Below are 11,407 nucleotides of genomic sequence, written 5' to 3' on the forward strand. Positions count from 1 at the left end.
GGAAACCTCAGGCCCACCCTTGGTCCGCCCCTTTGAGGCTGCCTGTCGCCGCGGTCGGCAACGATTAGCCAACAATCAGGCGCTTAGCCAAGTTCTCCGCTGCAAGCAGCGCGGCTTCTAACGTTTCGAATGAGCTTCGGTCGATGGGACCGCCTGCGCCGCTCTCGAGCCGAACGCCGAGCAGAACCCAGTCGTCCGCCGACTCCCGCCAGACCTCTGCGGTGTAAGTGGTGTCAAAGATTCCCAAGACCACGTCGTAGTGGCGATCGTCCGCCTGCTGACTGCCCATTTCTTTCATGCCTGGCCAAGGCTTTCCACATCATTCCCGCAGTGCACTCCGTTCACTACTCGCAACGCTGTCAGAAAGCTGTATTAGACAATCCGGAAGAAACACTGCTCAGATACATCCTGTCATGGCCGCGCTCAACCCTGTGGCTCATTGAGCCTGCAACATCCAGCGCAGGCAGCATTGCACTGTGGGCACGGGTTGGCAACACGGTTCCGTGCCTACAGGTCCGGGGGCCACAGCAGATCGAAGAAACGAGCGACGTAGTTCGACCGACAAGCGGTTTGAATCGGGGCCCGCCTATCGCAAGGATGGGCGATGTGTTGTAGGACTGTAAGCCGTTTAGCCAATACCAGGAAGAAGGCAATCCGGCCTCAGCAGGCGCTTAGCCCACTCAGATCGTCCATCTAGGCGCCGTTGGTGAGGAAATGAAGGATTCAGAAAAGCAGAAGGCTTCGCGCCTGCGCGCCACCGTCGCGGGTGTGCTCGCGGCAGCTCCACCCACATTGGGCAATGCATGCCTAACAAGGGCGGTGTGCTGCCTAGGCAGGCTGGATGGAGCAATGGGGCACATGCACGATGCCTAGCGCAACGGCATGCAACTGCCCGGCAAGCGTATCGTCGGCGACGGTCAGTGTGAAATAAGGAGCGGTCAGTGGCGGCCCAGCAAAGATGGAGGTCAAGGGACGGCCAGACACGAACAGCCGAAGTGATAGACCAGGCATCGAATGGATGACATGGTTGAGGGAGCGTAGTGCTTCAGGCGGCAGATGAAACCGAAATAGGGGGTGCCCTGCCTCGCTGTAGCCCAAGAACTCAATGGCGCTCAGCTGGACATAGAGAGCGTTCGACTGCGGGGGTAGCACGGTGATTGTTAGCCTAGTTCATTGGTGCGAATCAACTTCAACGATCGATAGCCGCTGGACGCAGCATCCTTGCATTTAACCTCAGAAGCAGCGGCATGCTCAACTGACTCCAACAGCCTTGCTAAATGCGAGCGCGCTCGCGCCAGGCTCCATCGCCCAGCATCGCTGCAGGCCAGAAGGTCCCCCTCGGACACCCGTTCACCAAGCTATCACCAGGGTCCCGACCTATCTGTTGCCGCTGCCGTTGGCGTCGAGCGCCTCAAGGGATCCGGCGGTGCGCCATGTGAGCATTGAACAGATCGTCGCTTGGCGCGGATGCGCTAGCATTCGCCCCGTGCCCACCCCGCGACCTGCCACATGACGAAGCATGCCCACCCCTTAGATGAGTTGCAGGCCCAAGAGGTCCTTTCCCGGTTCGCTGCTCGGTCATTGCAGCACTGTATTCTCGCGCTAGACGCTGGCGGGACGGTGATTTGGGCCAGCCCAGGGGCCGGCGAAATATTGGGGGCCGGTGCTGACGCGCTTGTCGGCTTGTGGTTCGGGCAGTTCTTCACACCCGAGGACGTGGCGACCGGCATTCCTCAGCACGAGCTCGAGGTCGGATTGCAAACCGGCAGTGCTACGGATGATCGGTGGATGACTCGACTCAACGGGTCTCGGTTCTGGGCCAGCGGCTTAACCGTTTATCTGGGGGCGGGCGAAGCCCCGGCTCGCTATCTAAAGATCTTTCGGGATCTCACTGAGCAACATGCTCAGCTGGAGCGCACCCGTGCCGAAGCGGCGGCGGCGGCAGACCGGACAGAAGAGATGGGCGTCGCCATTGCCATGGTCGCCCACGAGCTTAGAAATCCCCTTGCAGGAATCATGGTGGCATCGGACCTTCTGGAGGGAACGTCGGGCGACGCGAGTGCTTCCAGTGCCGCTCTCAAGGGCCTTTCCGACAACCTTGATCTTGCAACCCGTCTTGTTGATGATCTGCTTGACCACAGCAAGGTTTCGACGACGGGGTTTCAGCTTGACACGTCCACTTGCACCCTCCGACACCTTCTTGAAAGCTCCGCTCAGATTGCGCTCACGCAGATGCGGCAACTTGATCGGCCATTGGCTGTCCTCGTGCCTGCAGGCGATATTTGCATTCAGGTCGACCGGATGCGGATGCAACAGGTCGTGGTCAACCTCCTCACGAACGCGCTGCGATACACGCCTGAGCCAGGCCGAATCTGGCTTACTGGAACCGTGGAGGGATCAGAGGTCATCGTGCGCGTCACCGATGAAGGCATTGGGATTGAACCAACAAAACTGGACGATCTCTTTCGATCCTTCACCCGAGTCGGAGTCAAAGGAACGCGGCTGGGCCTAGGCATCGGGCTTGCATTGGTTAAGAAGATTTTGGAGCAGCATGGCGGATCCGTGCAGGCTCGAAGCAAAGGCTTGGGAAAAGGCAGCCAGTTTGTTGCGAGGTTTCCCACCCGGGTGCCTCCCTCTCCCACCGAGCTCGCCGACTAACGCCCTTAAGGAAGCCACAGGCACGCAGTGTTGGCCCGTGCCGTTTTACCGCTTAAGGCCGCTCCTGTGTTCGCTGTTGGCCAGTCATGCATCGTCAGGTCAACCGAGGGGACGTGGACGACGGATTGACAGGCCAGCTACGCTGCTACCATGCGTTGGCCATCACTTGTTCGTTCACCATGGATCTATCAAATCTGCATCTCATACAGGAGCGTATACGCGGCATTGAGGGGCAGCTCGAGCTCACGCTGGCGCACTTAAAGGCGCTCGAGGTCTCTTTGAGACTTTCCATTGCAACCCACACGGATCCAACGAGCCTTCTCGCAGCGCTGGATATCTTCGAGGAAGGAACCGATGGTCATGGACCGGCGGGCCTGAGCGAATACTCGGCCGGCTACAGACGTGCCTTTAGCGATGGAATCGCAAGCGTTCGGAAGGAAGTCTTGCTTTTTCAAAAGAGGCGGTCCGAGTAGCGGCCCCTCGTGGTGCAGCCTTTTGGGGTGTAGCTGCCTACGGGCAGAACGTGGTTGGCCCTGCCGAATGCGTGCCCGCCGATATGGGTTTCCCCTCGCTCGGAGCCGGTTACCGAGACGGGCCGGTGGAGAACGCTCAGCCTGAACGGTCCGCACGCGGCGTTCACTTCGTTGGGTCATGGAGGATCGTAAGCTTTGGCTCGGTGAGCACTGATCCCAAGAGGACCACAGCGATGATCGAGGCGGACCGCCTTTCCACGCTCAATGCCCTGCGAATCCTGGACTCCGATCCGGAGCCTTTCTTTGATGCACTGACCCAAGCCGCCCGAACGATGACAGGGATGCCCATCGCCCTCATCTCGCTGGTCGACGGGGAGAGGCAATGGTTTAAGTCGCAAACGGGCTTGCCGGGTGTAACGGAGACGCCGAGGGACATTTCCTTTTGCACGTGGGCGGTCCAGTCTGACCTGCTATTCGAGGTTGAGGACGCCGTCGAGGACCCCCGGTTCGCAGACAACCCCTTGGTCATTGGCCCTCCGTTCGTCCGGCACTACGTAGGAGCTCCCATAACAGCCAAGGGTGAAAGCGTGGGGACGCTCTGCTTACTCAGCCCTGAGGCGGGAAAGATTTCCGAAGCGCATGCGCAAGCCTTGGCCTGTTTAGCCCAAGCCGCTGCCGTGGGTATGCAGCAGCGCGCCCGGTTGCTCGAACGGGTCACCGAATCCCATGCCCTGCAACGCCGGCTTCAAAGGAGCCAGTTCTTCTTGGAGCGCACCAACTCGTTGGCCAGGGTGGGGGGCTGGGAGCTTTCTTTGGCGACCAACGTGCTGAAGTGGACCAAGGAGACCCACTTTATTCACGGCGTAGCGGAGGATGCGAAGCCCTCTTTCGACGCGGCGGTGGCGTTTTACTCGACCGAAGCCCGCCAACGCTTGGAGTCGGCCTTGACCGAATGCACGCGGTTTGGAACCCCGATGGACTTGATCCTGCCCTCCAGCAAGGCGACCGGAGAGCGTATTTGGGTGCATGTCGTGGGTCAGCGAGAGGACAGCGAAACCGGCGGGCGCTTGATAGGGGCCATTCAAGACGTCACCGAGCAGCGCACGGCGCTGGAAGCATTGGGTCGCAGCGAGGCCCGCTACCGACGGCTATTCCAACACAGCCTAGGCCTGATCTGCACGCACTCGCTCGACGGCACCATCACCTCAGTCAACCCTGCCGCGTCGCACTCGCTGGGCATGCCCGAAGGCGCGTTGATTGGCCGATGCCTGATTGATGTCATCCCCAAGGAGAAGCGGGCCTCGTATGAGGACTACCTGAAGCGCATCTCAGAGAACGCCAGCGACTCGGGGACAATGGAGTTGTTGGCGCACGATGGCTCCCGCAGAGTCTGGGCTTATCACAACGTGCTGGACACCGAAGCCGATCCCCCGTATGTGCTCGGCCATGCTCAAGACATCACCACGCAGCACATCCAGGAGAAGCAGCTTCATGACTTGGCAACGCGTGACCCGCTCACGCGCGCTTTCAATCGTCGCTACCTCAGCGAATTGGCCAACCAGCAGCTCGACGGCTGGGGATGTTTGGTGTTTGATCTGGACCATTTCAAAGAGGTCAACGATACCCAAGGTCACGCTCGAGGCGACAAAGTCTTGGTGGATTTTGTCGCGTTTCTCTCGGCTCCGCTCGAGGGCGAAGAGGCAGTGGTGCGGCTTGGGGGCGACGAGTTCTTGGTGTTCGTGCCAGGCGCAACGATGGGCCGCCTTCAAGTCCTGGAGCAGGCCTACCAAGAGCATGCCAGCGACGCTCCGATCTGCTTCTCGGGCGGTTGCGCGATCGGGCGGCCCTCCGAATCGGTGGCAGACACCATCAACAGGGCAGATATGAAGCTCTACGACCGACGGAAACGGGAGAGAAGGTAGGCAGCCGCTTGGTCGCCGTCCCGACACGAGCCCTTTTTCAGCGCTGCGTGGGAGCACGTCAACCCGCCCAAGTGCGACCGGCGTCGGATACCAGCCTTTGGCTGCCGGTCGCTTGGGCAACCATGACACTCCTAGAACTGCTCTGCGACCTTCACGTCCTCCGCCGTTCCTTGTGCTGGGCGAACGCCTGAATGGCTGGAGCGTCGTTCAAAACATCCTGAGCGAGTCGCTCGGCGGCTTCAAGGGACGACTGACAAGAAGGGTAATCTTTCCGAGCGGGTTGCACGGGAGGCAACCCGTGGACTTCCACTGCGAGCAGTCGCCATTGAGAACCACTGGCCCTCCAAAGGTCAGCGGTATAAGTTGCCCCATCAACGGACAGCGTTACGCTGTGAAACGAGTCTGGAGCATTTGCAACCGCCACCTTTCTACCTCTCTGACCTGGTAAAGCTGTCACCGCCGGCAACACCGGCTCGAGGCCAGTCTGCACCGCGTGCCCCCTCCCTTCAATACCCATTGCGTGAAGGCGATGACGTTGTGTCTGGAGCCAACCCGCTTCCTACCGTCGCTCCGCCACACAACTTTGGCCATAGCCGGCAAAGAACAACGGACCCGTGGTCGTCAACGTTCACATTGTTCGAGCGGGCGGCTCCCGATTATGTTAACCATGGCGATAGGATGCCTGGGACTGCCGGAGCAACTCGCTCCTACAACAGGCGCTGCGCCGATGACCTGAGGCCGCCCTTAGCACCGAACTAGTTGCCTAACTAAGGAAAACAACATGGAAAAGCGGGTCTGCTTTGACTTCGAGATCGATTTCAGCAACGGCGGCGGAATCCAAGGCCAAGGCTTCCGCTTGGACATTCGCGGGGACGACATCACTGACGAGGCGCTGGCCGACTACATCGTGTGCGACATGCGGCTGCCGATGGTTGGTGAGGTTCGCATCCTCAACAAGCTAATTATTGAGGAGCCGCACAAGCGCCGGACAGGCGACCACGGCGAGCCGACTGTTTCCGACCATAGTGAGATGAACGATCATGCATCCTGATGTTCTTGGCTGGGCCGCAACCGTCGTGCTGATCGCCACGCTGGTCCGGCAGATGATCAAACAGTGGCAGTCGCCCCACCCCGAAACCGTCTCCAAGTGGCTGTTTGTCGGTCAGATGACCGCGTCCACCTTGTTCACGATCTACAGTGCGCTCTTGGGTTCGACCGTGTTTGTCGTGACCAATGCCCTGCTGCTGCTCACGGCGGTCATAGGCCAAGTCTTGGCTTGGCGTCGACGGCAACGAACTCACCCTACACCGCCAGGATGACCCCGTAGTAGTTTGCTTCCTCCGGCGGCGAAGGCAGCGGACCGGCGACGTTGCGTGCCATCGACTCAAGGCTGGCCCACTCGGGTGACGTCCAGCGCTGCCTAGGCGCTCCCATCTCCATTCCGACCCCAGGAAGCGCTCGGGGCCGAGGTCGCCCATATTTTCCAACGAAGGCGGAGTCATGCCTACTACAACCACCCTCGCCTGCGGCCAACAAAAATGGACGTGAGTCCAAGCCCAACCATGACCGCCACTGCGATCCAGAAGCCCTCGGTTTTCAGGCTGAAGAAGTTCGCGTCGAAGTTCATGCCCAGGGCGCCAGCGATGACCGCCAACAGGCCTGTCACGACCGTCACGAAGGTCAGCAGCTTCATGCGTTCGTTCGTCTGGAGCTCGGTCTGTGTGCTGAACAATTGGAAGCTCCCCACGACGAGTTCCCGGGCGTTTTCCACTACGTCCAACGCCCGTTCGTAGCGGTCGTCCAGCTCGCTTAGATGCCGGGCCACTTCTTCGGCCCCGTCGGGAACGAAGTCCGGCCGCGAGAGCCCGTCGAAGACCACCCGATGCGGTGCGAGCATCCGCCGCAGGCGCGAGGCGGCACCCCGAAGCGCGCACAACTGAGGCAACGCGGACCGGCCCGGCGGCTTATCGGACAAGATGCGGCTCTCCAAGCGCTCAATCTCAACCTCAAAAAGCGCTACTGCGGAAAAATAAGTCGAAAGGTGCCAATCCAGCAGGGCAGCCACGAAGCTTGCCTCGCCTAGGCAACCGATGTCGCAAACGGTCTCCGGCTCACGGACTCGCATGTCCGCCAAGAAATCAATGTCGTCCACGTGGTGCGTTACGACAAAGTTATCCCCCGCGATGATAGTCAGGACGGCGCCCTTAAAGTTCAGGTTCTGACCCGGCAGCACCGCAACCACCCGAGCCGTGAAATGGTTGGCAAACTTCTCAAGCTTGGGATTGGTAGAAATGGGTCCTGTCGGCAACGACCCCCGCCCCAAATCCAACGCCTGCCAGACCCGCTCTACGTCCGCGTCGCTGGCCCCGCAGAGATCTACCCAAAGCAGCTCGTCATCCTTGGGCGCGGTGTTAGGCAACTCTCCAATATCTAGCGGACAGCTGCCCTTCTCCTGGTAGAGAGTAATAGTGACACCGGTGCCGCACGTTAGAGGCATGTCCATAGCGCCATACTGCGGGGGTAAACTTGGACCCAGCGTGAAGATGGGTTTAGGATTGTCCTGAGGGTCCAGTCGACCGTGCGGCCTCTGATTAGGTCGCGATTTTATCCCCGTGTGAGCTTTTCAGCGCCATTTCTCTTGTTGGGACGACAGGAGTTCGACATGCCGAATATCGGTTCATTTTACTTATTTGAGGTGGATTGCAACGGCCTGACGGCTTCCGGACCGGAAGCGGTCAAGGTGCACTGGTTGTATGCTCAATGCACCCACTGCGGTCAGAACTTCCTGGGCACCTGTCCGCCCACTCTGGTGAACATCCCCGACGGCGGCACCGTGGTCGAGTGTCCCAACTGCGCTTCCCGGCAGGCTGTTGCCGGACAGACGTTCGTCGACTTCATGGCCAGGTTTCCGACGGGGTTCAGCGGCCCTGTTCCCGCGCCCTGACGGCCCTACATTGGGGGCTGGCTGTGAGCCGTTCGCAGCCCCCTGACTTTCCGAAGGTCCCGCCCATTCCCGGCCGCTGACGCGTCTACAATCGGCGAGAGGCCCTGCGCGACCATATCACTAGCGTTTGCGAGCGAACTGAACGCGGCATTTGCGGTGTGGTCTTTGTTGGGGGACCGGAGCCGCCCCAGGGAGGTGCCAACACTGGCAAAGGCCGAGCGGGCCTTCCGGACGGCAATGCCGCCCACACTCTGGACGGCGTCTTGAGATCCCGATCACGCGTTGAGGCTTAGGGTCCAGACAACCCATTCGTAACGCTCCCATGTCTTCCATCCACGCCTATCCCGCAGTCCACGGCAACCTTCTAGTGCTCGAAGATGACTTGGACTTGGCTCCGCTTCTCAAAGAAGTCCTCGTCATGGCTGGCTACGATGTCCACCTCGTGCGAACCGTAAGGGATGCAAAGGCCCAAATCGGGAGAGGCGCCTTGGCTGCCGCAGTGCTCGACTGGGGGATTTTTGGAGGGAATGCAAAGGAGTTCGCAGACGAGCTGCGCACAGCAAGGGTGCCCTACGTCTTTGCCTCCGCTTCCAATCCTTCAGAGCTCTCGGCTGACCACCGTTGGGCGCCCTTCTTCTCCAAACCCTACCCCATCACCGCCCTCATCAACGCAGTGGAGGAAAGCCGCTTGAGTGGCGTTCCGATGCCCGGGTGACGACGCACTTCCACATGAGCACAAACCTTCACGCTCCTTGCTCCAAGGCAGGCGCATGGTAGGCATCCGATCCCCTGAACGAAGGTGCCTTGCATGGCAATCAAGACCGCAGAAGAACTGTTTGTGCACGAGCTGTCGGATATCTACAGCGCCGAAAAGCAGCTGACCAAGGCACTCCCCCGCTTGGCCCGCGCCGCAGAAAATCCGGACCTTGCCGCCGCCTTTGAAACCCACCTGGAAGAGACCCAAGGCCAGATTGAGCGAATCGACCAAGTCGTAGAAGTCCTGGGTATACGCCTGAAGCGCATCAAGTGCGCGGCGATGGAAGGCCTGGTCGAAGAAGGCAAGGAAGTCATCGAAGAAATCGAAAAGGGCCCAGTGCGCGACGCAGCCCTCATTGGTGGTGCCCAGAAGGTGGAGCACTACGAAATCGCCTCCTACGGCACCATTGCCGCCCTGGCCAAACAGTTGGGCTACAAAGACGCCCTGCCCTACCTGCTGGAGACGTTGGAAGAAGAAAAGGCCACGGACGAGAAGCTCACCTTGCTCGCTGAGCAAGGAGGCAACCAGAGCGCGGCCAAGTCCAAGTAAGTTCTGGGCGGGCCTTCGGGCCCGTCTTTTCTGGGAGTGGAAAGATGTGGCGTCGAAACGGTCTTTCTCTGGTGCTCTTTGGCCTGATGGCCGTGTTTCTCTCGGCCCAGGCCCTGACCGGGTGGCACGTTTACAACGAGGAACTCAACCAGCATGGGGTCGCGTCCATCGGACTGTGGACCTACTTCTCGTCAGGCCACTTCATCAGCGCCACGTTTGAGAACTGGGAGAGTGAGTTCCTCCAGATGGGCATGTATGTGCTGCTCACCGTCCGCCTCCGTCAACAGGGTTCTGCCGAGTCCAGGCCACTAGACCCTGAGGAAGAGGAGTCCCGTATCGAACCCGGCCCCCCCCCTCTTCCCGTGCTCAAGGGCGGGCTCTGGAAAGCCCTTTACAGCCACTCCTTGGCAATCGCGTTCTTCGCCCTCTTCTTCGTTTCTTTTTCGCTTCATGCGGTGGGCAGCTGGGAGGCCAAATCGGCCGAGGATCGACTGAGCGGGTTGATGCCGCCCACCTTCACCGAGCACCTGTTCAGCAGCGACTTTTGGTTTGAGTCGATGCAGAACTGGCAGAGCGAGTTCCTGGCTGTGCTGGCGTTGGTGGTCTTTTCCATCTTCTTGCGTCAAAAAGACTCGCCGCAGTCCAAAGCAGTAGAAGCCCCGCACTCCCAGACGGGGGACTGACGTGCCCCGCCCCGCCCTTCTCATCATCGACCTCTTCTCTCGCTTCGACTTCCCAGACGGACCACAACTGGCCCCGCTGGCCCTCAGGGCGGCGAGGAAGGCCCGACAGCTTCGGGAGGCCTTTGACGAAAAAGACTGGCCCGTGGTCTACGCCAACGACAACTTTGGCGACTGGAAATGCGGCTTTCACCAGCTCGCCGAGGTTTGCCGACATGAAGACGGCGCGCCCGGTCAGATCGCCAAACTGCTGTTCCCAGGCCCGGATCACTACACCGTCTTGAAGCCTAAGCACTCGGCCTTCCTCGCCACCCCATTGGCCGTCCTCCTCGCGAAGCTCGACGTGGGCCAGCTGGTCCTCGTTGGCATGGCGCTCGACTCGTGTGTGCTCGCCACCGCATTGGATGCGAACTCTCGCGAGTTGCCATCCGTCGTCGTCTCGGACGCCACCGCCTCCCTGCCCCAACGACGATCGGCCGCCCTCAACGTCATCCGCCACACCGGAGGAGTCACTGTGCAGTCCACACGTCAGGTGATAGCGAGCGTTGCGGCCAACCAGCCGTTTTAGCCTAACTGGATGTCTTCCTAGGCAAAGCGAGAGAAGGCGCCACTATTCCCTAGTGGCCGGCCCTTCGGACGTCGCGTTTTGGTCCGGGGCTAACACCTCATTGGTTTTCCTCCCCCGGCCGTGAAGATGGTCACCAGCCGGATCCTCGATTTGGATCACCGTCCCCTTTTGCCAAGCATCTGCGCCTGGATCAATTGCAGGCGTCGTAATCTCGGCGCGGCGCTTGCGCTTCTCGTCGCTGCTTACGCCGAGCCGGCTATCTCGAGTGGCCACCATGGCAGGATCCGCCTGCCCATCGGCCGTGAAGCCCATCATCAACTGCGGCATGCCCCGCGGTAGGTCCTTGTCCAAGTCCGTGTGCCAGGTGTGCCACGTCTTTCCATAGGTCCGGATGAGCTTTTCCATGAGTTCCTGCTCGGCAACCTCAGGGATACCCGGCGCGATCAGCTGCCCTGATTTCACTTCTTGGACGTGGCTGTGCCAGAGCGCTTTTTCCTGCTCGGGTAGGCCGGCAAACAACGCTTCACTGATGATGTATTCGACACCCATCAGCTTGGCGTCCTTTACGTTGCCGTCGTAGATCGTGCATTGAATGACATCTTCGTTGAGGATGGAGCAGTAGTGATGGGCCTCCATCTGGACGCTCATCTGGCCATTGTAGAAATGGAAGCCGTCCAAGTAGGCATTGACCGCGTCGATCGGCGGCCGGTCCTGCAGGATGGCAGCCCCGGCGTCCAACGCCTTGGTTTTTGCTGTTTCCTCGGCCCCAGGGGCGCGGACACTGGACTCGGTGTTTCCGCCACCACAGGCTGAAAGAGCAAGCGCTGCGGCAGCGCAGAGAATGGTTGGACGCATG

General features: G+C 60.2%; 13 protein-coding genes. 10 read left to right on the forward strand and 3 right to left on the reverse strand.

Annotated features, from left to right (window positions below; genetic code table 11):
• Nucleotides 1–64 precede the first annotated feature (64 nt).
• A complete protein-coding gene (locus HGB51_RS03145; RefSeq protein ID WP_070206319.1) occupies nt 65–298 on the reverse strand; it encodes a hypothetical protein in 234 nt (77 codons plus the stop codon).
• A 1,211-nt stretch (nt 299–1,509) separates the two neighbouring features.
• On the opposite strand from HGB51_RS03145, the gene HGB51_RS03150 reads away from it, so the two are divergent.
• The 5 genes from HGB51_RS03150 to HGB51_RS03170 all read left to right on the forward strand — a co-directional run bounded on the left by HGB51_RS03150 (nt 1,510) and on the right by HGB51_RS03170 (nt 6,372).
• On the forward strand, nt 1,510–2,658 hold the full coding sequence (locus tag HGB51_RS03150) for a PAS domain-containing sensor histidine kinase (RefSeq protein WP_070206320.1): 1,149 nt from the start codon (nt 1,510–1,512) through the stop codon (nt 2,656–2,658).
• Nucleotides 2,659–2,744: 86 nt separating this feature from the next.
• Nucleotides 2,745–3,131 carry a hypothetical protein gene (locus HGB51_RS03155; RefSeq protein WP_070206321.1) on the forward strand — a complete coding sequence of 129 codons (387 nt, stop codon included), beginning with the start codon at nt 2,745–2,747 and terminating at the stop codon, nt 3,129–3,131.
• Nucleotides 3,132–3,364: 233 nt separating this feature from the next.
• A complete protein-coding gene (locus HGB51_RS03160) occupies nt 3,365–5,053 on the forward strand; it encodes a diguanylate cyclase (protein WP_070206322.1) in 1,689 nt (562 codons plus the stop codon).
• Between the two features lie 781 nt (nt 5,054–5,834).
• Nucleotides 5,835–6,104, forward strand: coding sequence for a cyclase (locus HGB51_RS03165; protein WP_070206323.1), 270 nt, complete (start codon nt 5,835–5,837; stop codon nt 6,102–6,104).
• On the forward strand, nt 6,094–6,372 hold the full coding sequence (locus HGB51_RS03170) for a PQ-loop repeat-containing protein (RefSeq protein WP_070206324.1): 279 nt from the start codon (nt 6,094–6,096) through the stop codon (nt 6,370–6,372). Before HGB51_RS03165 ends, HGB51_RS03170 begins: the two co-directional genes overlap by 11 nt.
• Before the next feature lie 188 nt (nt 6,373–6,560).
• On the opposite strand, the gene HGB51_RS03175 is transcribed toward HGB51_RS03170, so the two are convergent.
• Nucleotides 6,561–7,556 carry a magnesium transporter CorA family protein gene (locus HGB51_RS03175; protein ID WP_070206325.1) on the reverse strand — a complete coding sequence of 332 codons (996 nt, stop codon included), beginning with the start codon at nt 7,554–7,556 and terminating at the stop codon, nt 6,561–6,563.
• A 159-nt stretch (nt 7,557–7,715) separates the two neighbouring features.
• Here HGB51_RS03175 and HGB51_RS03180 point away from each other — a divergent pair, with 159 nt between their 5' ends.
• From HGB51_RS03180 to HGB51_RS03200, 5 genes are all read left to right on the forward strand, one after another.
• Nucleotides 7,716–7,997 (forward strand): hypothetical protein, encoded by a 282-nt coding sequence (locus HGB51_RS03180; RefSeq protein WP_141738973.1) that lies wholly within the window; start codon nt 7,716–7,718, stop codon nt 7,995–7,997.
• Nucleotides 7,998–8,319: 322 nt separating this feature from the next.
• Entirely contained in the window at nt 8,320–8,712 is a 393-nt protein-coding gene (locus tag HGB51_RS03185; protein WP_070206327.1) for a response regulator, read from the forward strand.
• 93 nt (nt 8,713–8,805) lie between these two features.
• Complete coding sequence (locus tag HGB51_RS03190; protein ID WP_070206328.1) at nt 8,806–9,303, forward strand: YciE/YciF ferroxidase family protein; 498 nt, start codon at nt 8,806–8,808, stop codon at nt 9,301–9,303.
• A gap of 44 nt (nt 9,304–9,347) precedes the next feature.
• Complete coding sequence (locus HGB51_RS03195; protein ID WP_070206329.1) at nt 9,348–9,986, forward strand: DUF6766 family protein; 639 nt, start codon at nt 9,348–9,350, stop codon at nt 9,984–9,986.
• Nucleotide 9,987: 1 nt separating this feature from the next.
• A complete protein-coding gene (locus HGB51_RS03200) occupies nt 9,988–10,551 on the forward strand; it encodes a cysteine hydrolase family protein (RefSeq protein ID WP_070206330.1) in 564 nt (187 codons plus the stop codon).
• A 42-nt stretch (nt 10,552–10,593) separates the two neighbouring features.
• On the opposite strand, the gene HGB51_RS03205 is transcribed toward HGB51_RS03200, so the two are convergent.
• Nucleotides 10,594–11,406: an OBAP family protein gene (locus tag HGB51_RS03205; RefSeq protein WP_084738785.1), complete on the reverse strand. Its 813-nt coding sequence runs from the start codon at nt 11,404–11,406 to the stop codon at nt 10,594–10,596.
• Nucleotide 11,407 lies beyond the last annotated feature (1 nt).

It is taken from the genome of Stenotrophomonas bentonitica, from assembly GCF_013185915.1.
GTDB lineage: Bacteria > Pseudomonadota > Gammaproteobacteria > Xanthomonadales > Xanthomonadaceae > Stenotrophomonas > Stenotrophomonas bentonitica.